At 72.5% G+C, this 26,170-nt stretch carries 26 protein-coding genes; 13 read left to right on the top strand and 13 right to left on the bottom strand.

Translation table 11 applies throughout. From position 1 onward, the window contains the following. The first annotated feature begins 97 nt into the window (after window positions 1-97). On the top strand, window positions 98-1,423 hold the full coding sequence (locus ACFQ87_RS16000; protein ID WP_380611375.1) for an MFS transporter: 1,326 nt from the start codon (window positions 98-100) through the stop codon (window positions 1,421-1,423). Between the two features lie 213 nt (window positions 1,424-1,636). Here ACFQ87_RS16000 and ACFQ87_RS15995 read toward each other — a convergent pair whose 3' ends face one another. Then, window positions 1,637-2,950 carry an MFS transporter gene (locus ACFQ87_RS15995; protein ID WP_380611374.1) on the bottom strand — a complete coding sequence of 438 codons (1,314 nt, stop codon included), beginning with the start codon at window positions 2,948-2,950 and terminating at the stop codon, window positions 1,637-1,639. Between the two features lie 179 nt (window positions 2,951-3,129). Here ACFQ87_RS15995 and ACFQ87_RS15990 point away from each other — a divergent pair, with 179 nt between their 5' ends. Beyond that, on the top strand, window positions 3,130-3,939 hold the full coding sequence (locus tag ACFQ87_RS15990; RefSeq protein WP_380611373.1) for an aminoglycoside N(3)-acetyltransferase: 810 nt from the start codon (window positions 3,130-3,132) through the stop codon (window positions 3,937-3,939). Window positions 3,940-4,003: 64 nt separating this feature from the next. On the opposite strand, the gene ACFQ87_RS15985 is transcribed toward ACFQ87_RS15990, so the two are convergent. The 5 genes from ACFQ87_RS15985 to ACFQ87_RS15965 all read right to left on the bottom strand — a co-directional run bounded on the left by ACFQ87_RS15985 (window position 4,004) and on the right by ACFQ87_RS15965 (window position 9,392). After that, window positions 4,004-5,530 (bottom strand): M1 family metallopeptidase, encoded by a 1,527-nt coding sequence (locus ACFQ87_RS15985; RefSeq protein ID WP_380611372.1) that lies wholly within the window; start codon window positions 5,528-5,530, stop codon window positions 4,004-4,006. 213 nt (window positions 5,531-5,743) lie between these two features. Next, window positions 5,744-6,616, bottom strand: a complete 873-nt coding sequence (locus tag ACFQ87_RS15980; RefSeq protein WP_380611371.1) for a sulfurtransferase — start codon at window positions 6,614-6,616, stop codon at window positions 5,744-5,746. A 173-nt stretch (window positions 6,617-6,789) separates the two neighbouring features. Continuing rightward, window positions 6,790-7,872 carry a class I SAM-dependent methyltransferase gene (locus ACFQ87_RS15975; RefSeq protein WP_380611370.1) on the bottom strand — a complete coding sequence of 361 codons (1,083 nt, stop codon included), beginning with the start codon at window positions 7,870-7,872 and terminating at the stop codon, window positions 6,790-6,792. Between the two features lie 147 nt (window positions 7,873-8,019). Beyond that, on the bottom strand, window positions 8,020-8,346 hold the full coding sequence (locus tag ACFQ87_RS15970) for a hypothetical protein (RefSeq protein WP_380611369.1): 327 nt from the start codon (window positions 8,344-8,346) through the stop codon (window positions 8,020-8,022). A gap of 188 nt (window positions 8,347-8,534) precedes the next feature. Continuing rightward, window positions 8,535-9,392, bottom strand: a complete 858-nt coding sequence (locus tag ACFQ87_RS15965; protein WP_380611368.1) for a polysaccharide deacetylase family protein — start codon at window positions 9,390-9,392, stop codon at window positions 8,535-8,537. Window positions 9,393-9,659: 267 nt separating this feature from the next. Between ACFQ87_RS15965 and ACFQ87_RS15960 the strand changes: the two genes are divergently transcribed. Continuing rightward, entirely contained in the window at window positions 9,660-10,520 is an 861-nt protein-coding gene (locus ACFQ87_RS15960; protein ID WP_380611367.1) for an SAM-dependent methyltransferase, read from the top strand. 58 nt (window positions 10,521-10,578) lie between these two features. On the opposite strand, the gene ACFQ87_RS15955 is transcribed toward ACFQ87_RS15960, so the two are convergent. After that, window positions 10,579-11,448 (bottom strand): Fpg/Nei family DNA glycosylase, encoded by an 870-nt coding sequence (locus ACFQ87_RS15955; RefSeq protein WP_380611366.1) that lies wholly within the window; start codon window positions 11,446-11,448, stop codon window positions 10,579-10,581. 226 nt (window positions 11,449-11,674) lie between these two features. Here ACFQ87_RS15955 and ACFQ87_RS15950 point away from each other — a divergent pair, with 226 nt between their 5' ends. The 4 genes from ACFQ87_RS15950 to ACFQ87_RS15935 all read left to right on the top strand — a co-directional run bounded on the left by ACFQ87_RS15950 (window position 11,675) and on the right by ACFQ87_RS15935 (window position 14,438). Next, entirely contained in the window at window positions 11,675-12,148 is a 474-nt protein-coding gene (locus ACFQ87_RS15950; protein ID WP_380611365.1) for an SRPBCC family protein, read from the top strand. A 98-nt stretch (window positions 12,149-12,246) separates the two neighbouring features. Further along, window positions 12,247-12,906, top strand: coding sequence for a hypothetical protein (locus ACFQ87_RS15945; protein WP_380611364.1), 660 nt, complete (start codon window positions 12,247-12,249; stop codon window positions 12,904-12,906). 108 nt (window positions 12,907-13,014) lie between these two features. Beyond that, window positions 13,015-13,809, top strand: coding sequence for a DsbA family protein (locus ACFQ87_RS15940; protein WP_380611363.1), 795 nt, complete (start codon window positions 13,015-13,017; stop codon window positions 13,807-13,809). Further along, entirely contained in the window at window positions 13,806-14,438 is a 633-nt protein-coding gene (locus tag ACFQ87_RS15935; RefSeq protein ID WP_380611362.1) for a vitamin K epoxide reductase family protein, read from the top strand. Before ACFQ87_RS15940 ends, ACFQ87_RS15935 begins: the two co-directional genes overlap by 4 nt. Before the next feature lie 68 nt (window positions 14,439-14,506). Here the strand turns inward: ACFQ87_RS15935 and ACFQ87_RS15930 are convergent, their stop codons facing one another. From ACFQ87_RS15930 to ACFQ87_RS15920, 3 genes are all read right to left on the bottom strand, one after another. Next, the gene (locus ACFQ87_RS15930; RefSeq protein WP_380611361.1) at window positions 14,507-15,505 is read right to left on the bottom strand and encodes an adenosine deaminase; all 999 of its coding nucleotides are present in this window, start codon (window positions 15,503-15,505) and stop codon (window positions 14,507-14,509) included. Window positions 15,506-15,569: 64 nt separating this feature from the next. Beyond that, the gene (locus tag ACFQ87_RS15925) at window positions 15,570-16,808 is read right to left on the bottom strand and encodes an MFS transporter (protein ID WP_380611360.1); all 1,239 of its coding nucleotides are present in this window, start codon (window positions 16,806-16,808) and stop codon (window positions 15,570-15,572) included. 53 nt (window positions 16,809-16,861) lie between these two features. Continuing rightward, the gene (locus ACFQ87_RS15920) at window positions 16,862-17,455 is read right to left on the bottom strand and encodes an ArsR/SmtB family transcription factor (RefSeq protein ID WP_380611359.1); all 594 of its coding nucleotides are present in this window, start codon (window positions 17,453-17,455) and stop codon (window positions 16,862-16,864) included. Between the two features lie 152 nt (window positions 17,456-17,607). Here ACFQ87_RS15920 and ACFQ87_RS15915 point away from each other — a divergent pair, with 152 nt between their 5' ends. Together ACFQ87_RS15915 and ACFQ87_RS15910 are read left to right on the top strand one after the other, a co-directional pair. Next, window positions 17,608-17,889, top strand: coding sequence for a DUF6158 family protein (locus ACFQ87_RS15915; RefSeq protein WP_380611358.1), 282 nt, complete (start codon window positions 17,608-17,610; stop codon window positions 17,887-17,889). Window positions 17,890-18,006: 117 nt separating this feature from the next. Then, window positions 18,007-19,395, top strand: a complete 1,389-nt coding sequence (locus tag ACFQ87_RS15910; RefSeq protein WP_380611357.1) for an NADP-dependent succinic semialdehyde dehydrogenase — start codon at window positions 18,007-18,009, stop codon at window positions 19,393-19,395. A 30-nt stretch (window positions 19,396-19,425) separates the two neighbouring features. On the opposite strand, the gene ACFQ87_RS15905 is transcribed toward ACFQ87_RS15910, so the two are convergent. Both ACFQ87_RS15905 and ACFQ87_RS15900 read right to left on the bottom strand, forming a co-directional pair. Further along, a complete protein-coding gene (locus ACFQ87_RS15905; protein ID WP_380611355.1) occupies window positions 19,426-19,710 on the bottom strand; it encodes a hypothetical protein in 285 nt (94 codons plus the stop codon). 47 nt (window positions 19,711-19,757) lie between these two features. Next, window positions 19,758-20,690: a Ku protein gene (locus ACFQ87_RS15900; RefSeq protein ID WP_380611354.1), complete on the bottom strand. Its 933-nt coding sequence runs from the start codon at window positions 20,688-20,690 to the stop codon at window positions 19,758-19,760. 117 nt (window positions 20,691-20,807) lie between these two features. Between ACFQ87_RS15900 and ACFQ87_RS15895 the strand changes: the two genes are divergently transcribed. The 4 genes from ACFQ87_RS15895 (at window position 20,808) to ACFQ87_RS15880 (ending at window position 25,441) form a co-directional block, all read left to right on the top strand. After that, window positions 20,808-21,029, top strand: a complete 222-nt coding sequence (locus ACFQ87_RS15895) for a hypothetical protein (protein WP_380611353.1) — start codon at window positions 20,808-20,810, stop codon at window positions 21,027-21,029. A gap of 251 nt (window positions 21,030-21,280) precedes the next feature. Beyond that, window positions 21,281-22,720 carry an amino acid permease gene (locus ACFQ87_RS15890; RefSeq protein WP_380611352.1) on the top strand — a complete coding sequence of 480 codons (1,440 nt, stop codon included), beginning with the start codon at window positions 21,281-21,283 and terminating at the stop codon, window positions 22,718-22,720. Window positions 22,721-23,558: 838 nt separating this feature from the next. Further along, entirely contained in the window at window positions 23,559-24,236 is a 678-nt protein-coding gene (locus ACFQ87_RS15885; RefSeq protein ID WP_380611351.1) for a lytic transglycosylase domain-containing protein, read from the top strand. Between the two features lie 200 nt (window positions 24,237-24,436). Further along, on the top strand, window positions 24,437-25,441 hold the full coding sequence (locus ACFQ87_RS15880; RefSeq protein WP_380611350.1) for a glycosyltransferase family 2 protein: 1,005 nt from the start codon (window positions 24,437-24,439) through the stop codon (window positions 25,439-25,441). A gap of 6 nt (window positions 25,442-25,447) precedes the next feature. On the opposite strand, the gene ACFQ87_RS15875 is transcribed toward ACFQ87_RS15880, so the two are convergent. Further along, window positions 25,448-26,074, bottom strand: coding sequence for an HIT family protein (locus ACFQ87_RS15875; protein WP_380611349.1), 627 nt, complete (start codon window positions 26,072-26,074; stop codon window positions 25,448-25,450). Window positions 26,075-26,170: the final 96 nt, after the last annotated feature.

Genomic DNA, 26,170 nt, shown 5'->3' with positions numbered 1-26,170 from the left:
GTCAGTACCTCCGGAGATCACTCCGCCGCTTCGCGGCTCCGAGCCAAGGAGCCATTCCTCCCCGGCCTGAAGGCCGGGGCATCCAGGGAGACCAGAGGTGAACCGCGAAACGCAGGCGCCGGCCTGGGCGGTGTGGGCGGCGGCCTGGCCGATCACCGCCGTGTTCATGCTGTCCAACATCCCCACCCCGCTGCTCGGCGTCTGGCAGGAACGCATCGGCTTCTCCACCGGCACCGAGACCGTCGTCTTCGCGGCCTACATCGGCGGCCTGCTCCTCGCCCTGCCCTTCACCGGAGCCCTGGCCGACCGGTACGGCACCCGCCGCGTCCTGGTCCCCGCCCTGGCCGCCGGCCTGACCTCCTGCGCCCTGTTCATGACGGCCGCTCACGTCCTCACCCTGATCGTCGCGCGACTGCTCACCGGTGTGGCGGTCGGCGCGGCGCTCTCGGCCGGGACGGCGGCGGTCGCCCACGTCGGAGGGCCCGAGCGGCGCCCGCAGGCGGTCCTCGCCGGGTCGGTGGCCATCGGCACCGGCCTGGCGACCGGCCCCCTGCTCGGCGGCAGCGTCTCCCAGTACTGGGCGGCGCCCACCGTGACCGTGTTCGTCCTCGAAGGCGTCCTGCTCCTGACCGCCCTGGCCGTCGTCCACAGCCTCCACCTGCCACCCGCGCCCGCCTCCCGGGAGGCGCCCACCGCGGGATGGCTGCGCCTGCCGTCGGTCCCCCGCGTCAACCGCCGCGGCCTGGCCACCAGCCTGATGGCCTACATCCCCGGCATGACGGGCACGTCCCTGCTGCTCGCCCTGGGACCGATCCTGCTCGGCTCGCTCCTGCACACCGGCAACCGCCTGGTGACGGGCGGGATCGGCTTCATGATGTTCGGAGCGTCCACCGGCATCCAGTTCGCGATCAAGAAGCTGCCGCTCGGGCGCATCCTCACCATCGCGGGCGTCGTCACGGGGATCGCCATGCTCTGCACCGCCACCGCCGTCCGCACCCACTCCCTCGCCCTGCTGTCCGTCGCGGCGGTCCTCGCGGGCATCGGCCAGGGCATGGGCCAGTACGGCGGCTTCTCCCGCCTGGGAACCGAGGTCACCCCCACCCGCCTCGCCGAGGCCAACGCGGCGCTCAGCGCGGGCGGCTACCTGTTCGCCGGCATCCTGCCCATCCTCACCGGCTACCTGAGCGACGCCGCCGGAATCGCCACCTCCGCCACGGTGTTCGCGGCCCTCACCGGCGCCGCGGCAGTCACCGGATCCCTGCTGGTCAACTCGGCCCGCGTGCGGACACCCCGGCCCACCGGGGGCACCGCGGACGCGCCGCCGACGGCGGCCACCTCGCCGTCACCACCGCCCTCCGCGGCCGCCACCGCCGCCGGCTCAGCCCGGATCACGCCCAACCGCCCTTCCCGCTCCGGAAGATGACCTCCCCCACACCCGACCCGGCACACCACCCACAACGGCGCACCCCCACCGGGGGCAGCCGACCGAGCAGGTCGACGGCGGCTTCGCCGGCCCCGCGAACGGCGCCCGCCGCCGTCCGAGGGGCCGGCTGCGGCAGTCCGACGACGAGGCGCCGGTCCCGTCGCCAGGCCGGAAGTCAGCTCCCCGGCGCCGAACGTCGGACGTCGGGTCGGGTCATCCCACGCCCACCGGAGCCCGTTCCGGCGCCGCCACCACCGCCAGCCGTCGCAGGCTCGCCCGGCGCTGGACCAGGCTGAGGCCGGTGGACGCGGCCCCGAGCGCCAGCCAGCCGACCGGGCCGGCCACCATCACCGCGCCGGTCAGCAGCATCGGGCCCACCGACTTCTGCACCGACTGGGACATCCCCGCCACCCCCAGGTACGAGGCCCGGGCGCGCGGCGGCGCCAGGCTGACCGCCAGCTCCCAGGAGCTGACCGAGCGCATCAGCTCCGCCAGCGTGACCAGCGCCGCGGCGGCCAGCAGGGCGATCGTGGCGCTCCAGGGGCCGCCGCCGGTCGAGAGCGCGATCAGCACGCAGGTCGCGAGCAGCAGCAGCCCGTACCAGCCCACCGCCGTGGTCGCCCCGCGCGGGCGCTCGGCCCAGGCGGAGACGCGCATCTGCAGCAGCACGACGAGCACGGTGTTGAGGGTCAGGAAGACCGGGACGACGGCGTGCGGGGCGTCGGTGTGGTGGATGAGCCAGAGCGGCAGGCCGACGTTGAGGATCGAGTCGTCCAGACACATCGGCAGGTCCAGCAGGACGAACAGCAGGTAGCCGCGGTCCCGCCAGGGGCTCGGCACGGCGGACGGCTCGCCCGCCGACGGCCCACCGACCGTCGGTCCGGCAGCCGCTCCGTTCACCGACTCGGCGGAAGCCGTCACCAGCCCGCGCCCGTCCGGCTCCTCGGTGCGCCAGATCATCGCCGCGGCCAGGACGTACGAGAGCGCGTTGGCCACGATCAGCGCGCGGTAGGCGGTCGTGGTCCCCACCGCCAGGCCGATCGCCGCGACGCCCGCGCCGACCGCGTACCCGGCGTTGGCCACGCTGCGGAACAGCGCCTGGTACGTGCTGCGCCGATCACCCGCGACCCGGGTGGCGAAGAGCATCTCCAGGGTCTTGGCGCCCCGTTCGGCCAGGCAGGTCAGGGCGACGACCACCAGCAGCGCGGCGTAGTGGTCGACCACCAGCAGCAGGCCCATCGTTCCCAGCCGCAACAGGTGGCAGCCGATCAGCAGCCCGCGCACCGGCAGCCGCTCGGCCGCCCGCCCGGCCAGCGGCGACCCGGCGATCCCCGCCACCGCGCCGACCCCGAGGAGCAGCCCGAGCCGGCCCGCGTCCATCCCGCAGACGTAGGTGAAGTACAGCACCGAGGCCGCCGCCCAGACTCCGGTCCCGGTCCGGTCCACGCCCTCCGCCAGCAGCATGATCCGCGCGTCCCGCCCACCCGGCGGCCGCCGCAGCTGCGCCAACAGTCCGTTCCCCCGCACGCGCAGGTCCCCCGTTTCGCGATCACCATCAATCTCGACATCAAGATACTTCATATCGAGAGACATGGGGAATCCTCAACGCCCGGCAGCCGCCCCCGGCGGCACCTCCTCCGTCGACCGATTGTCAGTGCCGCCCGCTATGGTCACCCCCTGACGCACCATCACCAGGGGGCAACACCATGACCACACCGGGCACCAGCCCACTCACCACCGCCGAACTCGTGGACGGCTGGCGCCGGGTCGGCGTCCGCGAGGGCATGTCGCTGATCGTGCACTCCTCGCTCTCCAGCCTCGGCCGGGTCGAGGGCGGCGCGCAGGCCGTGGTGGCCAGCCTGCGCGAGGCGGTCGGGCCGGGCGGCACCGTCGCGGCGCCCGCCTTCACCACCGGCACGGTCTGCGACCCGGCGCCGGACCAGACCGGCGTGCCCACCCCCGAGGTCGCCGAACTCCGCTCCGACGTCCCGCTGTTCCACCCCGACATGCCCTCCCGGATGGGCGCGATAGCCGAGGCGCTGCGCGCCCTGCCGGAGAGCCTCCGCAGCACCCACCCGCAGGCCTCGGTCGCCGCCGTCGGCGCCCACGCCCGGGAGGTCACCGCCCGCCGCTCACTCGGCTTCGCCGTCGGCCGGGAGTCGCCCTTCGGCGCCCTGCACGACCTCGGCGGGTACGTGCTGCTGATCGGCGTCGGGCACAACCGCAACACCTTCCTGCACTACGCCGAGACCTTTGTCCCCAACCGCCGGCTCAAGCTGCGCCGCTTCCCGATGGCGATCCAGGGCGAGCGGGTCTGGATCGAGACGCTCGACGTGGGCAACGACAACGACACCCACTTCCCGGTTGTGGGGCGGGAGTTCGAGGAGCAGGCCGGCATCCGCGAGGTGCTGGTCGGCAACGCGCCCTGCCGGCTCGTCCCGGTCCGCGAGCTCATACCCTTCGCCGTCCGCCGCCTCACCGAACTCCTGGCGGCGGACGGCCCCGGAGCGGCGTAGCCCGGCCGCTCACGTTTACACGAGCGGCCGGGCCGCGCCCGTCACCCGACGGTACGGCTCGGTGTCAGTGCTGCTCGTCGTGCAGCGAGTTGGTGTCCTGGATCTTCTTCCAGGACTTCGGCTCCACCGGCAGCTGCCCGTCACCCCGGTCCGCCCCCGGCGCCAGCGAGGCCGCGGCCGGGGTGCCCGCCGGCACCGGCCCGACGGCAGGCTTGGCGGCGGTGAACAGCCAGGTGTTGAAGAGGTCGCCGAGCTTCTTCCCGGAGACCTTCTCCGCGTACGCCTGGAACTCCGGGATGGTCGCGTTGCCGTAGCGCCGCTCGGTGGGCCAGCCCTTGAGGATCTGGAAGAACTTCTCGTCCCCGACGGCGTTGCGCAGCGCCTGGATGGCCACCGCACCCCGGTCGTACACGGCGCTCGCGAACTGGTTCTGCGCGCCCGGGTCGCCCGGCTTGACGGTCCAGAACGGGTCGTCGGCCGGGTGCGAGGCGTAGACGTAGTCGGCCAGCTCCTGCGCGGTGCCCTCGTCCTCGTGCTCGGACCAGAGGAACTGCGCGTACCGGGCGAAGCCCTCGTTCAGCCAGATGTCGCTCCAGCGCGAGAGCGAGACGCTGTCGCCGTACCACTGGTGGGCCAGCTCGTGCACGACCACCGAGGTGTTGGCGCCCTTGGCGAACTGCCGGGGGCTGTAGAAGACCCGGGTCTGGGTCTCCAGGGCGAATCCGGTCGGGACGTTGGGGACGTAGCCGCCGACCGAGCTGAACGGGTAGTCGCCGAAGATGCCGCTCAGCCAGTCCACCAGCTCGCCGGTGCGCTCGACGCTGGCCCGGGCCGCGTCCCCGTTGTCCCCGAGGTCCTTGCTGTACGCGTTGTAGACCGGCAGCCCGCTCGGCGTGGTGTCCGTGCTGATGTCGAACTTGCCGACCGCGAGCGTGGCCAGATAGGTCGCCTGGGGCTTGTTCTCACGCCAGCTGTAGCGGGTCCAGCCGGCCTGTGAGGTGGTGCCGGTCAGGATGCCGTTGCTGATCACCTGTTTGCCGTCCGGCACCTGCACCGAGACGTCGAAGGTGGCCTTGTCGCTCGGATGGTCGTTGCTCGGGAACCACCACCAGGCGGACTCGGGCTCGCCCGCCGCCACCGCGCCGTCCGGCGTGCGCAGCCAGGCGGTGAAGCCGTACTTCTTCACGGTGGACGGCACGCCCTTGTAGCGGACCACCACGGTGGCCTGGCTGCCCTTGGCCAGCGGCCGGGACGGGGTGACCTCCAGCTCCTGCTCGCCGCTGGTGGCGAAGGTCGCGGGCCGCCCGTTGACCCGGACCTCCGAGACGTTCAGCGCGAAGTCGAGGTTGAACCGGGACAGGTCCTGGGTCGCCGTGGCGAGGATGGTGGTGGTGCCCTCCAGTTCGTCGGTGGCGGGCTGGTACTTCAGCCGGATGTCGTAGTGCGAGACGCGGTAGCCGCCGTTGCCGTAGGTCGGGTAGTAGGGGTCGCCGACCCCGGCCGCGCCGGGTTGGAAGTCGGCAGCCGAAGCGGGGACGGCCAGGAACAGGCTCAGGGCACTGGCAGCAGAGACGATCAGCCTCTTGCGCAACGTGGTCCTCCAGGATCACCGGAACGATTGGTTGGATCGATCCTTGTCCCGGTGGCCCGGGGTCCACTCCCCGATTGTGAGATGTTCATGAAAAGAAACGCGCCGAAATGACGCCGCCGCAGCACTGTCACCCGTCCCGGCCGTCACCCACGCCCCACGGCCGTCCCACCCGAACGGCCGCCCCGCCGGCCGCCCCACCTCACGGGCGTTCCGCTACGCCCCCAGCACCACCGGCGCCCGGACCAACGAGCCGTACTCCGTCCACGAGCCGTCGTAGTTCTTCACGTGTGGGTACCCCAGCAGCTCGGTGAGCGCGAACCAGGTGTGCGCGGACCGCTCGCCGATCCGGCAGTAGGCGATCACCTCGCGCTCCGCCTCCACGCCCTTGCCCCCGTACAGCGCCCGCAGCTCCTCGGCCGAGCGGAACGACCCGTCGTCGTTGGCCGCCTGCGACCAGGGCACGTTGACCGCCCCGGGGATGTGCCCCGGCACCTGGGCCTGCTCCTGCGGCAGGTGCGACGGTGCGATCAGCTCGCCCCGGAACTCCGCCGGGGAGCGGACGTCCACCAGCACCGCGTCCGCGCCGGGCTTGGCGAACACCTCGGCCTTCGCCAGCACCTCGTCCCGCAGCGCCCGCAGTTCGGGCCGCTCCGGCCCGGTCAGCCGGTAGCCGGTGTGCTGGTAGTCCATCACCTCCCGGGTGAGCTCCCGCCCCTCCAGCTCCCACTTCTTGCGCCCGCCGTCGAGCAGCCGCACCGGCCCGAAGCCGCGCAGCCGCAACAGCCAGTAGGCGTAGGCGGCGAACCAGTTGTTGTTGCCGCCGTACAGCACCACGGTGGTGTCGTCCTCCACCCCGGCCGCCCGCAGCAGGCGCTGGACGCCATCGCGGTCGACGTAGTCGCGGCCGACCTGGCTGTGCAGGTCGGTGGTCCAGTTCCAGCCGACCGCGCCGGGGATGTGGTCCCGGTCGTAGGCGGTGCTGTCCTCGTCCACCTCGACGACCCGGATCGTCCCGTCGTCGAGGTGGTGGGCCAGCCACTCGGTGTGCACCAGCGCCTCGGGGTGTGCGTAGCCGTTGCCGGTCATCCCAGGCCCTCCTTCGCTCTGCCCAGGCTGCGGCGCCCGACCACGGGCGGGGGCAGGCCGCGCTGGGCACGGCGAGACGCCGGCGACCGGGCCGGACAGTTCGAAGCTACGCCGACCGTCCGGCCCGGTCCACTCCGGCCCGCTCCCGTCCGGTCCGAACCGCGCCGGTCCCGTCAGCCGCCCGCCCCGCCGTCCAGCCGGGCCAGGTAGTACAGGTTCAGCACGTCCCCCTCGACGCGCTTCACGTCCACCAACCGGAACCCGGCCTCCGCCAGCATCCGCCGGGCCGTCTGCTCGCCCCAGACCGTTCCGAGGCCCTCGCCGTCCTCACCGAGCGAGACCGTCATGCAGAAGAAGGTCGAGAAGGTGTACAGCGCGGGCGCCAACGGGTGGTCGATGTTCTCCTCCAGCTTGCTGCTGGCGTCGATGTCGCCCATCAGGAAGACGCCGTCGGGCCGCAGCGCGCCCGCGATCGCGGCCAGGGTGCGGGTCGGCCGGGCCAGGTCGTGGATCACGTCGAACGCGGTGACCAGGTCGTACCTGCCGGTCAGCTCGGCGCAGTCGGCGACCTCGAACCAGGCGTTGTGGAGGCCGAGTTCGGCCGCCGATTCGCGGGCGGCGGCGACGCCCGCGGCGGAGATGTCGATCCCGGTGAACCGGCTCGCGGGGAACGCCTTGGCGAGCACGGTGACGGCGTGCCCCTGCCCGGTGCCGACGTCCAGCGCGTCGATCCCGGCCCGCAGCCGCTCGGTCAGCCCGGGCACCATCGGCACGATCGCGTCCACCAGTGCCAGGTCGTACACCCGGGAGGTCTCCTCGGCCTCCAGCTGCTGGAAGCGCGGGTAGGCCGAGTACGGCATTCCGCCGCCGGTGCGGAAGTGGCCGAGCAGCTCCTGCTCGACCTCACCCATCATCGCGAGGAACGGCATCATGCCCGCCAGGTTCGCCGGGCCGGCCGCTCTGGTCAGTGACGCCGCGTGCTCGGGCGGCAGCGTATAGGCGCGCTGTCGCGGGTCGTACTCGACGAACCCGGCGACCACCATGCCGCCCAGCCACTCGCGCACGTAGCGCTCGTTCAGCCCGGCGGCGCGGGCGATCTCCTCACTGGTCGACGGCGCGAGCCCGGCCATCACGTCGAAGAGCCCGGTCTGGTGGCCGATGCTGGTCAGGAGTCCCAGGCAGGCGTCGTTCAGGACCTCCAGCACGCGTCCGGCGAAGTCCTCCTGCTTCGCCACATCCAGTTCCCGTACGGACATCACTCCTCCTCCGTAGCCGGGACGGCGACCCCCTCCCTGTCACGCTACGCGCATGCGGTCCGGGCGGGCAGCCCGACGATTCCGGACGGTCGCCGAACTGCCCCGCACGTCGCCGGAGACCGGCTGGATCGGAGAAGCGTCAATGGGTCAGGAGAAGACCACCGAGCGCAGCTTCAGCCGGTCGCCGAGCCGCTTCCCGGGGTTCATGACGTAGAAGGTGTCACCGTTGCAGCCGAAGTCGAGGAACACCGTCGCCGTGGAGGTGGTGAAGTTCTCCGGAGCGAAGCCCGGGTCCTTCTCGGTGGTGAACGGAAGGTCGACGCACTTACCGCTCTCCGGGTCGGCGAGGCCGGTCGGAACGCCCGGGCCGACCTTGTAGAGGAAATCACCGGTGGCGGCGTTGGCGGACATCGGAACGGCGAGGACGAGGGCGACGGCACTGGCGACGGAGAGCGCGGCATTGCGGAGACGCATGGGTGAGGGCCTTTCAGGTGGTACGCGGGGTACCGAAGGAATTGGTGCGAGATCACCCTAGAGGCCCAAAATCCGCAGAAACGGTTCTCTCAATCCACTCGTTCGAGTGGTTTAAACGGCAAAGCCGCTACTCGCCGCACCCGCCAATGCCTGCCCGTATCAGACGCCCGATTCCCGGAACCCGCACGTCAGTTCGGCGGCGCCGTGAAGAAATACCCGGAGTCGATCAGCGCCGGGAGGTAGATCCTCAGCGCCGCCACCGTCTGCGACCGGTCCCCGCCACCGTCGTGGTTGAGCACGATCGACCCGGGCCGGACGTCCTTGAGGATCCGGTCGGTGATCGCCGAGGTGCCCGGTTGGGCCCAGTCCCGCGGGTCCACCGACCAGCCCAGGTTCCGCATCCCGAGATCGGCGCTCACCTTGAGTGACACCGGCGACCAGTCCCCGCCCGGCGCCCGGAACCAGGTGGGCTGCCGACCGGTGGTCCGGTGCAGCAGGTCGGAGGTGCGCTCCAACTCGTCCCGGACCTTGTCCTCGGACATGTGCCGCAGGTCCGGATGGGTCCAGGTGTGGTTGGCGATGTGATGGCCGCGGTCCGCGATCTCCTTCACCAGGCCCGGGTGCTCGACGACGTTCTCGCCGATCAGGAAGAAGGTCGCCCGGATCCCGTGCTGCTGGAGCAGTTCCAGCACGGTGGGCGTGTACCTGGGGTCCGGGCCGTCGTCGATGGTGAGCGCCACCACCCGCTGCCCCGGGTCCAGCTCGTACACCGGCTTGCTCTCCGCATCGGTGAGCACCCGGCGGATGGGCTCCAGGCCCGGCACGGAGGCCGGGCCGGAGGGCGGCACCGGTGAGGGCACGACGGGCGAGACGGACGGCCACGGCGATGGTGTTCCGAGCGGCGCGGCCGAGAGCACCGGCGCGCCGGCCCCACCCGCCGCCGCGGTCTCCGGACCAGCCGCCGAGGACGCGTGATCCCCCTCGTTCCAGGGGCTCTTGCAACCGGCGGCCGCGCCCAGCAGGGACATCCCCGCGGCGACCAGCAACAACCTACGCGAGGTGATCCGAGACGTCACCGGGACTTTAATCTGACGATCTGACAGCATTCTGGATGCTTCCCCCGCCGGTCACCGCCGATCTCCGAGGGCAACTCCGACGGACCCGATCACCACTCCGACGGCCCAAGGCGACCGGCCGCACACCCCGCACAGCCGACCCTTCCCCGGCTCTTCCCCGACCGGACGCCCGGCTTCCCGCCGAGGCCGCTACGCTGTGCTCCCCGGTGTGATGATCTGCCATCAGAGGACGTGGCCATGACGACAAGTCAGGACTTCCCCCAGCAGGGCCCGCAGGACGAGGACGCCGCCGAGCCGAGCCAGTGGGAACGTTTCGGCGTCGACACCACCACTCCGCACTCAGCGCGCGTGTACGACTACTGGCTGGGCGGCAAGACCAACTTCCCGCCGGACCGCGCCATGGGGCAGGCCATCGAGGAGGCCGTGCCGAGCGTCAAGGAGATGGCCAAGGCCAACCGCGCCTTCCAGGGCCGGGCGGTCCGCTACCTGGCCCAGGAGCACGGCATCCGCCAGTTCCTCGACCTCGGCACCGGCATCCCCACCTCGCCGAACACCCACGAGATCGCCGAGGCGGTCAGCCCCGGCACCCGGGTGGTCTACGTCGACAACGACCCGATCGTGCTCGCCCACGCCCGCGCCCTGATGGTCTCCAGCCCGGTCAGCCGCACCACCTACATCCACGCCGACCTGCGCAAGCCCGCGGAGCTGTTCGCCGACCCGGCGCTCACCTCCACCCTGGACCTCACCCAGCCGGTCGGCCTGCTGATGATCGCCGTCCTGATGCTGATCGCCGACGAGGACGACCCGTGGGGCCGGGTCGCCGCGCTGCGCGACGCCCTGCCCGTCGGCAGCTGCATCGCCCTCACCACCCCCACCCCGGACTTCGACCCGGAGGCGGTCGGCAAGGTCGCCGAGGCGGCCCGGGCCGGCGGGATGACCCTGGTGCCGCGCGGCTACGACGACGTGCTCCGCTTCTTCGACGGCTGGGAGCTGGTCGAGCCGGGCGTCGCCCCGGTCCTCGCCTGGCGCCCGGACGGCGCGCCGCCGGCCGACCCGAAGGCGGCGTACTACTGGGGCGGCGTCGCCATCAAGCGCTGACGCCGTCGAGCGCTGAGCGCCCCGGGCGGGACGGCCGCGCGCCGTGCCGCCCGGGGCGTCACTTCAGCAGCCGCGACAGCCGCCGGTCCGCCAGCGGCTTGCCCCCGGTCTGGCAGGTCGGGCAGTACTGCAGCGAGGAGTCCGCGAAGGACACCTCCCGCACGGTGTCCCCACAGACCGGGCAGGGCTGGCCGGTCCGCCCGTGCACCCGCAGCCCGAGCTTCTTCTCCGCCTTCAGCTCCCCCGCCGCCAGCCCGCGCGAGCGCTCCACCGCGTCGCGCAGCGTGCTGCCGAGCGCCTCGTACAGCCGCGCCGTCTCCTCCTCCGTCAGACTGGCCGCCAGCTTGTACGGCGACATCCGGGCCGCGTGCAGCACCTCGTCCGAGTAGGCGTTGCCCACGCCCGCCAGCACGCTCTGGTCCCGCAGCACTCCCTTGAGCCGGCGGCGGCCGCCCCGCATCAGGGCGGCGAAGTCGTCGAGGGTGAAGCCGGGGTCGAGCGGGTCCGGGCCGAGCCCGGCCACGCCCGGCACCTCGGCCGGGTCCCTCACGACGTAGACGGCGAGCCCCTTCTTCGTCCCGGCTTCGGTGAGGTCGAAGCCGTCCCCGGCCTCGCCCTCCAGGCGCAGCCGCAGGGCGAGCGGGTTCCTCGGGCTCGGCCGCGGCGGCTCGGCGGGCAGGCTGTCCCTCCAGCGCAGCCAGCCGGCCCGGGCCAGGTGGACGACCAGGTGCAGCCCGGCGACCTCGATGTCCAGGAACTTGCCGTGCCGGGTCACCGGCCCGACCGTCCGCCCCTCCAATGCCGTCACCGGTGGGTCGTACGTCTTCAGCGCGCTGATCGCCACCGGCTGCACCCGGGCGATCACCCGCCCGGTCAGCCGCTCGGACAGGAAGGCGCTCAGCGCCTCCACCTCGGGCAGCTCCGGCATGCGCCCAGTCTCCCCCACCCCGCGCCGCACCGCTTCTCCGTCAACCGTCCCTCCCCACCACCTGACCCAGTCCCCTTTGCCTCCCCCTGTCCCGAAGAGCAGGCTGGGACCCGAGGACCCGCAATGAGCGAGCGCAGCATGAGGGTCCCCCGGCCGAAGGCCCGGGAAGATTCATCGAAGGGCGCGCGTTGTGCGAAACGCCCGCCCAGCGCAGCGAGGAGGGCTCATGAGCACTCTTGAGGAACAGATCGACATCGCCGCCCCCGTCCTCGCCGCCTGGGAGCAGCTGCACAGGGTGCGCGAGTACCCGCAGTTCGTGGACGGCGTCCGCAGCGCGCACCCGCACGGCCGGAACCTCGCGCATCTCGGGGTGCGGGTCAGCGGTACCGAGCACTCGGTCGACACCGAGATCACCGATCTCGGCCGGGGCCGGGTGATGTCCTGGCGGACGCTGAACTCCGCCCATCTGCGCGGTGCCTTCGCGCTGCTGCCGCTCGACGCCCGGCACACCCGGTTGCAGATCCGGGTGGAGTACGACCCGGAGGCGGTGCAGCGGGAGTTCGGCGGCCCGCGCGGCTTCGCTCAGGCCGGGGCGATCGAGCGGGCGGTGCGCGAGGACCTGGAGCACTTCCGGGAGCTGGTCGAGGCCCGGGTGAGTACCGCCGACGGTCACCGGCGCGACTCCCACGACGCTCCGTAAGAAACACATAAGCCCAGCTCAGGACGGGCGGTGAGGCTGTTCACAGCCCACCGTCCGGCCGACCGTTCCGTGTCCGGCCTGTGGCAGACTCGGATGCCATGGACATCGGCCCGGTCACCAGGACGCTCCGCGCGGCGGTCTTCGCCGCGCTGGTCGTGGTGCTCGCCGGGCTCGGCCAGGTGCTGGTCACCGGCCGGGCGCTGCCGGTCGGCACGATGGGTCTGGCCGGCGTCGCCGTGTTCGTCGTCGCCTTCGCCCTGGCCGGCCGCGAGCGCGGCTTCCCGGCGATCGCGGCGGTGTTCCTGCCGTTGGAGCTGGGTGTCAGCGCACTGTTCGACCTCGCGCAGAGCACCTGCCCCTCCCTGCCGCCCGGCGCCGCGCACGGCTTCCAGCCGCTGCTGTGCGGCGGCGGCTCTCTCGGCGGGTTCCTGCTCGGCCACGGTGTCTCCCAGCAGACCGGCGTCCTGCTGCTCCTGCTGCTGCACACGGTGATCGCGCTGGCCGGCGCGTTCTGGCTGCGCCGCGCGGACGCCGCCCTGGCCGGGCTCGCCCGCGCGGTCCGGATGCTGGGCGAGTTCCTGCAGCGCTACCTTCCGGCCGCCGCCCGCTGGCTGCTGTTGCTCGCCACGCCCGTCCCGGCCCGTCCGGTGGCGCGGGTGCCGTTCCCCCGGGCCAGCCGCGCGCTGGTCCCGGCCGAGGACGTGGCCGTCCGTCCGGCCGTCCGGCGTGGTCCGCCGGTGTTCGCCCTGGCCGCCTGAGCAGTCCCTCCGCTCGGCCGGTCCTCTCTCTCCCCGGCGCGGACGCCGATCCGTCGCGCCCGCACCTCCGCATGTCCGAGAGCACACGAGAGCACAGGACGACACCCCATGAGCAACACCCGTAAGACCGACAAGCAGAGCACCGCCACCGAGCGCATGCGCACCGCCCGCGCCCAGGCCGAGCGCTCCGGTCGTATTCGCCGCCGGGTCGTGGTCGGCGCCGCCTCCGCCGCCGTGCTCGCCCTCGCGGCGGGCGTGGCCTTCGCCGTCGGCGGCTCCTCCGGCTCCTCCTCCGACGCCGCCGCGAACGGCCCGCTGGTCGTCCCGGCCAACGCGACCGGCAGCAACGGCACCGTGATCACCTACGGCAAGGCCGACGCCCCGCACACCCTGGAGGTCTACGAGGACTTCCGCTGCCCGTTCTGCGAGCAGCTGGAGACCACCACCGGCAGGACCGTCCAGCAGCTCGCCGACAACGGCACGTACAAGATCGAGTACCACCTGGCGACGTTCCTGGACAAGAACCTCGGCGGCAAGGGCTCGCGCACCGCACTGGCCGCCGCGGGTGCCGCGCTCAACGAGGGCGTGGACAAGTTCAAGCAGTTCCACGACGTGCTGTACGCCAACCAGCCGGACGAGCGCAGCGACGCCTTCGGCGACGTCAACCACCTTCTCGACCTGGCCGGCCAGGTGCCCGGTCTGAAGACCGACGCCTTCGTCAAGGCCGTCCAGGACGGCACCTACGCGCCCTGGGCGGCCAAGGTCAACGAGGAGTTCGACAAGAGCGACGTGACCGGCACCCCGACCGTCAAGCTGGACGGCAAGAAGCTGGACGTCCTCAGCAACGGCAAGGCCGCCTCCCCCGAGCAGTTCACCGCGATGGTCAAGCAGGTGACCGGGTGACGGCCGCCGCCCCCGCCGCGCAGGCGAACGCCGCGCGGACCCACGGCGCGAGCCGTCCGTTCGCCTGGCTGCTGGTGATCGGCGGCCTGGTCGGGCTGTTCGCCTCGACGGTCCTCACCCTGGACAAGATCCGGCTGCTGCAGGACCCGTCGTACGTCCCCAACTGCAACATCAATCCGATCATCAGCTGCGGCTCGATCATGCGCAGCGACCAGGCGGAGGCCTTCGGCTTCCCCAACTCGCTGATCGGCCTGGTCGGCTTCGGGGTCGTCGTCGCGGTCGGCGCCGGGCTGCTCGCCGGGGCGACGTACCGGCGCTGGTTCTGGCTCGGCCTGCAGGCGGGGACGGTCTTCGGGATCGGCTTCGTCAGCTGGCTGATGTACCAGGCGCTGTACCGGATCGGCGCGCTCTGCCCGTACTGCATGGTGGTGTGGGCGGCGGTGATCCCGCTGTTCTGGTACACCACCCTGCACAACCTGCGCAGCGGGGTGATCCCGGTGGGCCCGAAGGCGCGGGTGGTCGTGCGGGAGGCCGCGCGCTACCACTGGGTCGTCCCGGCCCTGTGGTACGCGGTGATCGCGCTGCTGGTCCTCAACCGGTTCTGGTACTACTGGAGCACCCTGATCTGATCCACCTCCGCCGCCCCCACCTGCCACGGCCGGGGCGGCGGTGGTCCCCGCCGCCCCGGCGCGGTTGGTCAGCCCTCGTCCGGGGCGAAGGTGAACTTCTCGACCTCGGCGAGGAGTTCGGCCCGGCGCTGGTCGTCGATGAAGGAGGCGCGGAAGGAGTTGGCGGCCAGCCGGCGCAGGGTCTCCTGGTCGAGGGCGAGGGCCTGACGGACGGCGCGGAAGTTGTCCTCGACGTAGCCGCCGAAGTAGGCCGGGTCGTCGGAGTTGACGGTGACCAGCAGGCCGGCGTCGAGCATCTCGCGCAGCGGGTGGTCGGCGAGGGTGTCGATGCAGCGCAGGCGGACGTTGGAGAGCGGGCAGAGGGTGAGCGGGATCTGCTCGCGGACCAGGCGGGCGACGAGTTCGCCGTCCTCCAGGCAGCGCAGGCCGTGGTCGATCCGCTCCACGCCGAGGACGTCCAGCGCCTCGGTGATGTACGAGGCCGGGCCCTCCTCGCCCGCGTGGGCGACGCGGCGCAGGCCGGCCTCGGCGGCCCGCCGGTAGACCTCGCGGAACTTCGCCGGCGGGTTGCCGACCTCGGCCGAGTCCAGGCCGATGCCCGAGATCCGGTCGAAGTAGGGGCGGGCGGCCTCGAAGGTCTCCAGCGCCGAGTCGGCGGACTCGTCGCGCAGGAAGCACATGATGAGCTGGGTGCTGATGCCGTACCGCTCCTCGCTGCTCGACAGCGCCCGCGTCAGCCCGTCCACCACCACTCCGAGCGGCACCCCGCGGGCGGTGTGCGCCTGGGGGTCGAAGAAGATCTCGGCGTGCCGCACGCCCTGCTCGGCGGCCCGGGCCAGGTACGCGTCGGCGAGGTCGGCGAAGTCTTGCTCGGTGCGCAGCACGGCCATCAGCGCGTAGTAGAGGTCCAGGAAGGACTGCAGGTCGCTGAAGGAGTACGCCTTCCGCAGCTCCTCGGTGTCGGCGTACGGGAGCGCGACGGCGTTGCGCTCGGCGAGGGCGAAGGCGAGTTCGGGCTCCAGGGTGCCTTCGATGTGCAGGTGGAGTTCGGCCTTGGGAAGCGGCATCAGCGATCTGTCCGGAGGTAGTGGGGCGAACCTGAAGGTGACGAACCTGAAGGTACGGAGGAATTCATCCTACGATCTTTCCCGTCCCCGGGGGCGCTGTCGGCAACTCCCGGACGGTACGCAGCGGCGAGAACAGCGGCAGCGTGCCGGCCAGCGTGAGCAGGCCGGTCATCACCCACATCGTCGCCCGCAGACCGATCACCGCGCCCAGCGCGCCGCCGGCCAGGGCGCCGAGCGGAATGGTGGCGTGGACGGCGAACATCGATCCGGCCGCCACCCGGGTGAGCAGCTCGGGCGGGGTGTAGGACTGGCGGAAGCTGCCGAGCACGATGTTGCAGAGCACCACCGCCGCGACGACGGCGAGCGATCCGAGCACGTACAGCGCCGTCCCCAGGCCCGGCCCGGCCAGCGGCATCAGCAGCCCGAACGGTGCGACGGTGAGCAGCACGATCCGCGTCCCGCGCGCCGTCCCGAGCGGGCGGCACAGCGGGCGGGCCGCCAGCGAGCCGAGCACTCCGCCGACCGCGGCGGCGGAGGCGAGGGCGCCGACCCAGCCGGGGGCGATCCCGGCCGCCCGGACCAGGAACAGCGCCAGGATCGACTGGTAGCCCATGAGCGCGAAGTTCGCGGCGGCGCCGAAGCACAGGAAGGCGCGCAGGTACGGGTCGCCCAGCAGGAAGGACAGCCCCTCCCGGACCTGCCCGAGCATGCCCGTCTGCTCGCGGACCACCGGCTCCGGCCGGGAACGGATCCGCAGCAGGGTGCCGGCCGCGATCAGGAAGCTCACCGCGTCGATGAGCAACCCGGCTGCCGCGCCCACGAGTTGGACGATCAGCCCGGCCAGTCCGCGCCCGGCGACCTCGGCCGCCGAGCCGCTGCCCGTCAGCTTGGCGTTGCCCTCGATCAGATCCTCCGGCGCCACCAGCTCGGGCAGGTACGCCTGGTCGGCGGCGTCGAAGAACACCGAGCAGACCCCGCCGAGGAAGGCCACGGCCAGCAGGTGCGCCATGGTGAGCACACCGAACCAGCCCGCCACCGGCACGCTCGCGAACAGCGCGGCGGAGCCGAGGTTGCAGCCGATCATCACGGCCCGCCGGGACACCCGGCCGACCCACACCCCGGCCGGCAGGCCGAACAGCAGCCACGGCAGCCAGATCGCACTGGTCAGCAGGCCGGTGGCGAGCGGCCCGGCGTCCAGGGTGAGCACCGCGACCAGCGGCAGCGCGACGGTGGTGACGCTGCTGCCCAGCCGGCTGACGGTCTGCCCCGCCCACAGCAGCCGGAAGTCGCGCTGGGCGAACAAGCCCCAACGGGACCGGACTTGAGGGTTTTCGGGCGACGGGGCGAGGGTGGCGGTCACGGCTTGGCCGGGACGCTGTGGGAGAAGGCGAGGACGGTCTCGCGCTCCCGCCCGTCCTCGGGCACCGGTCGGTCGGCCCACTTCTGGATCACCTCGTGCAGGTCCGCGGCCAGCTCCCGGGCCTCCTCCGGGGTGAGCCGCAGCCAGGCCTGGGTGGCCACCGAGCAGCCGTCCCGCCAGTCGGGCCCGTACCCGCCGCGCCGCACGGCCCATTCGCGGACCAGCTCGACCTGGCGTTCCAGGAGGATCGACCCGGCCGCGTCCGCGACGGCCTCGGTGACCGGGTCGCCGTCGAAGTCGGCCCGGGCCCAGCTCAGTTCCCGGTCCGCGAGCCGCCACCAGCGCTCGCGCCGGTCCCGGGCGAGTTCGGGCGCCTCCACGATCAGTCCGCTCTCGGCCAGCACCTTCAGGTGGTGGCTGACGTTGCCGACCGCCTGCTCGCTGCGCTCGGCGAGCTGCCCGACGGTGGCCGGGCCGTGCACCTTGAGCAGGTCGAGCAGCCGTCGGCGCAGCGGGTGGGTGAGGGCGGCGAGCACCCGGGAGTCGGAGATCTCCCGGGTACCGCGCGGTTGGTCCGTCGTGTCGTCCACGGCCGGAGAATATCCACAAGCACTCTTGTACGACAGCCCTTTTACAATTTCCCTTGTGCAATCCGCCAGCACATCCCACCCACCAGCACGGGTGTACGGGCAGGGGCCACCGGGCACCCGGTAAAGGGGGCTTCCGTCGAGGAGGTACCGAGATGCGGCACGCCAACGACCCGCACATCCGGCCCGGGGGCATCTCCCCGCACGCTCTGGGCAACGACACCCTGCTGCACGAGCTGGAGCAGCTGCACCGCACGCGCCACGAGACCTTCCTCTACGGCTCGGAGGAGGCGCTGAAGCGCCACACGCTGCGCACCGGGGAGCTGGAGGCCGAGTACCTGCACCGCTTCCCCAACCGGCAGGTGACCGCGGCCCGGACCAGGGCCGGAGCCCGGGCCCGGGAGGCGGCGGCGCGAGTGGAGTCACTGCCGGAATGACGGACCGGCCCCCACCCCCGGCGGGACACGCCGGGCGGCGGTGGCGCGCCCGGGGCGGGCCGTCGGGGAGGGTGTGAGGGCAGACGCACCGGACCCGGACCCATCAGGGAGCCCCGCATGCCCATCGCCAGCGTCAACCCCGCGACCGGCGAGACCGTCCAGACCTTCGAACCGCTCGACGCGGCCGGGATCGAGCGGCGGCTGGCCCGCGCCGAGGCCGCCTTCCACAGCTATCGCAACACCTCCTTCGCCGCCCGCGCCGAGCTGCTGCGCCGCGCCGCCGACCTGCTGGACCAGGACCGGGAGGCCCTCGCCCGCACCATGACCGAGGAGATGGGCAAGCCGCTCGCCGCCGCCCGGGCCGAGGCCGCCAAGTGCGCCAGGGCGATGCGCTGGTACGCCGAGAACGCCGAGGAGCTGCTCGCCGACGAGCACCCGGCCCAGGCCGACGTGGCCGACTCCGGGGCCGCCCGCGCGTACGTCCGCTACCGCCCGCTGGGGCCCGTCCTCGCCGTGATGCCGTGGAACTTCCCGTTCTGGCAGGTGATCCGCTTCGCCGCGCCGGCCCTGATGGCGGGCAACGTGGGCCTGCTCAAGCACGCCTCCAACGTGCCCCGGACGGCGCTCGCGATCGAGGAGCTGTTCCGGCGGGCCGGCTTCCCCGAGGGCTGTTTCCAGACCCTGCTGATCGGCTCGGGTGCGGTCGAGGGCGTGGTCCGGGACCGCCGGGTCGCCGCCGTCACCCTCACCGGCAGCGAGCCGGCCGGGCGGGCGGTCGCCGCCGCCGCGGCGGACGAGGTGAAGAAGGCGGTGCTGGAGCTGGGCGGCAGCGACCCGTACGTGGTCATGCCGAGCGCCGACCTGGAGGCGGCGGTGGGCACCGCCGTCCGGGCCCGGGTGCAGAACAACGGCCAGTCCTGCATCGCCGCCAAGCGCTTCATCGTGCACACCGACGTCTACGACCGCTTCACCGCGGCCTTCACCGAGGCGATGCGCTCACTGCGGGTCGGCGATCCGATGGACGAGGCCACCGACGTCGGCCCGCTGGCCAGCCGTCAGGGCCGGGACGACTTGGAGGAGCTGGTCGAGGACGCCCGCACCCACGGCGCCCGGGTCGAGTGCGGCGGCGGCCGCCCGATGGGCTGGGACACCGGCTACTTCTACGAGCCGACCGTGCTGACCGGCATCACCCCTGCGATGCGGATCCACCTGGAGGAGACCTTCGGCCCGGTCGCCACCGTCTACCGGGTCGCCGACCTGGACGAGGCGGTGGCCGTCGCCAACGACACCCCGTTCGGGCTCAGCTCCAACGTCTGGACCACCGACCAGGCCGAGCAGGAGCGCTTCGTCCGCGACATCCAGGCGGGCGGGGTGTTCTTCAACGGCATGACGGCCTCCCACCCGGCGCTGCCCTTCGGCGGCGTCAAGCGCTCGGGCTTCGGCCGGGAGCTGTCCGGGCACGGCATCCGGGAGTTCTGCAACGTCACCACGGTGTGGATCGGCTGAGCCCTCCCGGACACCGTTCCACCGGCCGGGTCAGGAGGCCGCCATCCGGTGCCTGCCCCGGCCGGGCGTCGCCCAGCGCGCGACGACGCCCGCCAGGGCGATGAACGTAAGGAACCAGAAGAAGGCCATCAGGCCGAGCATCGGCGCCCAGCTCACCTGGACGCCGACCATGGCCAGGCCGATCGAGAGCGCGACCATGAAGGTCACGACGGTGGGGCTGAGGCTGAGCAGCCAGCGCCACGCCCGGTGCCCGAGGCTCGGGTTCGGCGGGGCGTCGGGGCCGGTTTCGACTTCCTTGTAGGTGAGCAGGTCCATCGGGATCGCCTCCAATGCTGGACGGGACGGAACGCCTGGCCCGGAGGTCAGGAGGCCTTGCGCGGAGCCGTGGACTTACGGGCGGGTGTCTTCGCGGGTGTCTTCTTCGCCGAGGTGGTCTTCTTGGCGGCCGCGGCGGTCGTCCTCGCCGGGGCGCGCTTGCGGGGCGCGGGCTTCTCCTCCGGCTCCGCGGCCGGCGCCCGCCCGCCCCTGGCCTGCTTGAGGCTGCTGCGCAGCGCCTCCATGAGGTCGATCACGTTGTCCGGCGCCGGGCCGGGCTCCTCCTCGTGCGGGAGCTCGACGCCCTCCAGCCGGGCGGTGATCACCTGCTGGAGCGCCTGCTGGTAGTCGTCGTGCAGCTGGGCCAGGTCGAAGTCCTCGGAGAGGGTGTCCATCAGCGACCGCGCCATCTTCAGCTCCTGCGGCCGGACGGTGACGTTCCCCTCGGGCGCGATCCCGGCCGCCGGGCGCACCTCGTCGGGCCAGATGCAGGTCTGCAGCACCAGCGTCCCGTCGTGCACCCGCAACACGGCGGGCGACTCCCGGGTGCGCAGCGCGATCTTGGTGACCGCGATCTGCCCGGAGTCCACCAGCGCGTCGCGCAGCAGGGCGTACGGCTTGGCGGCCGCCTGGTCGGCGACTCCCACGTAGTACGCCTTGGAGAACATCAGCGGGTCGATCTCGCCCGCGTCCACGAAGGCCAGCACGTCGATGATCTTCTTGCTGGGCAGCGGCAGGTCCGCGAGGTCCTCGTCGGTGAGGGTGACGGTCCGGCCGTCCGGCGACTCGTAGCCCTTGGCGATCTCGGCGTACGGGACCTCCTTCTCCTCCTGCTCGCAGTACCGCTTCATCCGCACCCGACCGCCGTCCTTGGCGTGCACCTGGTGCAGCGGGACGTCGTGCTCCTGGGTCGCGGAGTAGAGGTGGACGGGGATGCTGACCAGCCCGAAGCTGATCGTCCCCTTCCAGGTGGTCTGCATGGGGTCGCTCCTGAAACGGCCGAGCGGCGTCGGGATTGCCCCGAGACTCCCACTCTGCCCGGGTTCGTGCAGATCGGCCACACCGCGCCCACAATGGGCCGGAGGAGGTCGATGCGGATGACCCCCGCGCGCCGGACCGACCCGGCCCCGCCGCCGGAGCGGACCACGTACCGGGTGGCGTACGCGGTACGCGGCGAGGCCGTGGTGCGGCGGGCCGAGGTGACGCTGCTGCCCGGGTACTCCCAGGAGTCCGACATCCCCCGGATCCTGGCCGCCCGCCTCACCGGGCGGCCGGCGGACGCCGAGCTGATCACCGTCCTGGGGCTGCGGCCGGCCTGAGTTCCGGATCCCCCACAGGGCCTGGCGACCTTCCGCCACCCTGATGACTGGTCAGATTTGAGCTTTTCCCGCCACCTCTACACCCATCCTGACCTGGCCCTTTGTGTCCGGTGAGCGAACAGTTATCAAAAGCTTGTTCCGATACTCGGGCGTAGAAGTTACGTTTCACCGCAATGCGCGGATCTGTCCCCCACCCTCCGGCGCGACGAGCCGAGGGTCATGCCGCGCCGGAAAGGCACAGGGCACCCTTGATGAGTGCGAAGACCACCAAGCCGGCGGTAGCCGACTCGGCCCCCGACCAGTCGGGCCCGATCGGACACGGCGGCGACGGCCACCTGAAGGCCGGGCTCAAGAACCGCCACCTGTCGATGATCGCCATCGGCGGCGTGATCGGCGCCGGCCTGTTCGTCGGCTCCGGCGCGGGCATCGCGTCCACCGGCCCGGGCATCCTGCTCTCCTACACCCTGGCCGGCGTGCTGGTCGTGCTGGTGATGCGGATGCTCGGCGAGATGGCGGCGGCCGACCCGCAGAGCGGCTCCTTCTCCGCGTACGCGGACCGCGCGCTGGGCCGCTGGGCCGGATTCTCCATCGGCTGGCTGTACTGGTTCTTCTGGGTCGTCGTGCTCGCGGTCGAGGCGACCGCCGGCGCCAAGATCCTCAACAACTGGGTGCCCGGCGTGCCGCAGTGGGGCTGGGCGCTGATCGTGATGGCGGTGCTGACCGCCACCAACCTCTTCTCGGTGTCGTCCTACGGCGAGTTCGAGTTCTGGTTCGCCGGCATCAAGGTGGTCGCGATCGCCGCGTTCCTGGTGATCGGCGCGCTCGCGGTCTTCGGCGCGCTGCCGGACACCCACGCGGTCGGCATGAGCAACCTGACCGGCCACGGCGGCTTCCTGCCGCACGGCGTGGGCGCGGTGTTCACCGGCATGCTGACCGTCGTCTTCGCCTTCATGGGCAGCGAGATCGTCACCCTCGCCGCCGGCGAATCGGAGGACCCGCAGAAGGCGGTCACCAAGGCCACCAACAGCGTGATCTGGCGCATCGGCGTCTTCTACCTGGGCTCGATCCTGCTCGTGGTGACCCTGCTGCCCTGGGACTCGGCCGAGGTCAAGGCCAGCCCGTACGTGGCGGTCCTGAACCACGTGGGCATCCCGCACGCGGGCCAGGTGATGGACGTGATCGTGCTGACGGCCGTGCTGTCCTGCCTCAACTCCGGGATGTACACCGCCTCCCGGATGGCCTTCTCGCTCGGCCAGCGCGGGGACGCGCCGAAGGCCTTCGCCACGGTGACCTCGCGCGGCGTGCCGCGGGTGGCCATCCTCTCCTCGGTGGTCTTCGGCTTCATCGCCGTCTTCTTCAACTACTACTCGCCGGACCAGGTGTTCGCCTTCCTGCTCAACTCCTCCGGCGCGGTCGCGCTGTTCGTCTGGCTGGTGATCTGCGCGACCCAGCTGCGGATGCGCCGGATCATCGAGCGGGAGACGCCCGAGCGCCTGACCGTGCGGATGTGGCTGTTCCCGTACCTGACCTGGACCGCGATGGGCATGATCGGGTTCGTGATGGCGTACATGTTCACCACCGAGGACGGGCGCAAGCAGATGTACCTGTCGCTGGTCGCCGCGGCGATCGTGCTCGGCGCCTCGGCCGTGGTGGGCCGTCGGCGGCGGGCGGCGGTGGCGGCGGGCTCCTGACCCGACCGCGCCGCGCTCGAACGCCGGGCCCGGGAGCCGTTGCGGAGGCTCCCGGGCCCGGTTTCTGTTTGCGAGGCTCCTCGCCGGCTCAGCCGGTGCAGCCCGGCACGGAGCCGGAGGGGGCGCAGTTGTTCGGGGTGTTGCCGCTGGCGGCGTGGGCCTGCACCGCGGGAACGAGACGCATGCGGTGACCGTCGGCCACGTTCTGTGACCGAGCGGCGCGGTATCAGCGAACCCCCGCGCCGGTGCCCACGCGACACGGAGTGCGCCGATCGGCCACTCCGCCCCCCGTGCACCGGGCGCGTCACGCCCCGATCACGCTGCGCCGAAGTCGGCTCCTCAAACATGTGAGCCCGCGCACAGGGGGTTTCGCATCTACGGCCCTGGATAGTGGACGGGCCGGGCACACCGGCCGTCCCGCCGCCCCGGCCGCATCCGGGCCACACCCGCCGTCGCCACCCCCGGCCCGAAGAACGCAGGCCACCCACCCTCGCGCTCTCACGTTCCGCCGCCGCCTCCCACCCTCGGCCCACAGATGGCGAATTCGGACAAATCTTCCCAAATCACCCGTCGCACCCGGCCGCATCCTCCCCGCGCCCACTACTCGGCGTAGTAGATAAGCCCTTTGCCACCCGTCCTCGGCCCTGCCAAGAATGGCCCGTCGCCAGGCAGCGCCGGCCGGCCCGTCCGCCGTGCGCAGCCCGCCCGCCCCGCCGTCACCGCCGGGGCGCCACGGCCGTCCCGGACGGCCGCGCGGGCCCCGCTCACCCGGAGCCCACGCGAAGCCCGAGCCCAGTGCCACCGGCACGGCCCCCGACGGAAAAGGATTGCCCGCTTCATGCAGCTCAGCCATGCCCGCCGCAACTCCCTGATCACCGGCGTCGCCACCCTCGTGGTCGCGAGCGCCGCCACGGCCGCCCTCGCCATCCCGCAGACCGCGCACAACGCCGAGGCCGCGGCCCCGGTGGCCGCCGTCGTGGCGGACGGCAAGCCGGCCTCCGACCAGGCCCAGGCTGACACCGCTGCCGCTGCCCAGCAGGCCGCCCAGGCCGCCCAGGCCGCCCAGGCCGCCCAGGCCAAGGCTGAGGCGGACGCCGCCGCCCAGGCGCAGGCCCAGGCCGCCGCGCAGGCCCAGGCCGCGGCCGAGGCGAAGGCCCAGGCGGACGCCAAGGCCCAGGCCGACGCCGCCGCCTCCCGCTCCCAGCAGCGTCAGGACCTCAACAGCTACTCCGGCACCCCGCAGCAGATCGCCGCGCAGATCGTGCCGGCCGGCCAGCTGCAGTGCTTCAGCAACATCGTGTTCCGCGAGAGCAGCTGGAACCCGCTGGCCGTCAACGCCTCCTCCGGCGCCTACGGCCTGGTCCAGGCGCTGCCCGGCTCCAAGATGGCCTCGGCCGGCGCCGACTGGCGCACCAACCCGGTCACCCAGATCAAGTGGGGCCTGGACTACATGAACAGCCGCTACGGCAGCCCCTGCTCCGCCTGGTCGTTCTGGCAGGCCCACCACTGGTACTGAGCCGACCCCCCTCTCGGCACCCCCGGCCCGCGACGTGCACCCCGCGTCGCGGGCCGTGCCGCGTCGCCGGTCGGCGTGTGCACGCCCAGAAGGCGGCGTGAAGATATGGCGCGCGCTAGTACGGTTTGCGGCTAATTGTTCGTAATTACGCACCGTCAGGGCTTTGCCACGGTTCGCGCGCCCTCTTACGCTCCGGCGTCATGCCCTCACCCCTGATCAGCGTCGTGCTCCCCGCCTACGACCAGCACGGACAGCTCGCCGACTGCCTGGACTCGCTGCTCGCCCAGACCCTGGCGGACGTCGAGGTGATCGTGGTCGCCGACCGCTCCCCCGAGACCCCGGGCGGGCTCGCCGACGCGTTCGCGGCGCAGCACCCCCGGGTGTCGGCGCTGCACCTGAACGCGGCGGTCGGGGTCGGGGTGGCCCGGAACGCGGGCGCGGCACGGGCCGGCGGCGAGTACCTGCTGTTCCTCGACGCCGACCACCTGCTGCCCCGGGACGCCCTCCAGACGCTCGCCGACCGGCTCAAGCAGACCGGCCCGGTGGACGTGCTGCTGTTCGGCCACTCCCGGCGCCACAACGGCCGCGACTGGTCCGGCGCCGCCGAGGCGCTGCTCGCCGAGACCGGCCCCGAGGTGTTCGCCCCCTTCGACCAGCCCGCGCTGTTCGGCGCGCCGCCGCTGATCTGGGACCGGCTGATCCGCCGCAGCCACTGGGAGGAGCTGAATCTCGCCTTCCCCGACGGCAGGTACGAGGAGGTCCCGGTCGTCCACGCGGCGCTGCTCGGCGCACAGAAGGCCGCCGTACTGCCGCGCGAGTGCGTCCAGCTGCGCCGCCGGGAGACCGTCCACCCGGCCGGTGGCCCCGGCAGCAGCGTCTTCGACCTGTTCGACCAGTACGAGCGCAGCTTCGCCCTGCTGGAGGACAAGCCGCACCTGTACGCCGTGCGCGACGCGCTGTTCGTCCGGATGATCCGGCACTACCTGTTCGTCTTCGACCTGGCCGGCTGTGTCTCCCGCTCCGAGCGCCCGCAGTTCTTCCACCGGGCCGCCGAACACCACCACCGCTTCCAGCCCCCGGGCCACCGCAAGCCGGGCGGGCGCGAGGGGATCAAGTTCTCGCTGCTGGCCGGCGGCGCCTACCCCGCCTTCGAGGTTGCCAAGCTCTCGCACATCGCGCGCGGCACCATCACCGGGCGGAAGTAGCCGGCCTCAGCGGTGCGCCGTCCCGCCCTCGGCCGCCATCGCGACGGCGATCCGACGGGCGCGCTCGGCCCACACCTCGGCGGGCAGCGGCGGCAGCACGTCCATCCATAGCGGCAAGGTGGAACCGCGCAGCTGCGTCAGGCCCTCGGGCCGGGCGATCAGCCACAGGTGCAGGTGCGCGCCGCCGTCGCCCCAGCGGTTCACGTGGACCCGGCCGATGCCGCCGAGCGACAGCACCGCGCGCTCGACGCGCTGCAGCATCGGGCCGAGCCGGGCGGACAGCTCGGCGGGCAGATCCAGCAGGTCGTGGTGGGCGCGCGGCTGGAGCAGCAGGACGGCGGGCAGGCCAGTCGGCTCGTCGATGGTGCTGAGGCGCCAGTGCTCGTCGGTCCAGAGGAAGTCGGAGTCCGGGCGGGCGCACTGCTTGCAGCTCTCCGGTCCGTCCTCACCGTGGCGGGGCGGCTCGGGCAGGACGGGCGGCTGCAGCACCCGGACGGTCAGTTCGCCCTCGTACGGGAAGATGTCCCAGGACGGCGCGCCGTCCGTCGGGACCGGCGGGCGCTCGCCGATCGGCAGGCGGGCGAGGTAGGCGTCGGGGCCCGCCGGGTCCTCGGCCGCGGAGTCGTTGATCACGTTCGCCGAGAGTGCCACATGACACCCCGTCGGCGGTACCCCCGTCGTGCCCGGTATCCGTCCGGCGCCCCGGCTGCGATCATCGGCGGAGCCGCT

The sequence above is a fragment of the Kitasatospora sp. NPDC056531 genome (assembly GCF_042794375.1).
Taxonomy (GTDB): Bacteria; Actinomycetota; Actinomycetes; order Streptomycetales; family Streptomycetaceae; genus Kitasatospora.
The sequence above is the reverse complement of the archived record's forward strand: the minus strand, read 5'-3'. Positions and strand labels throughout refer to the sequence as shown.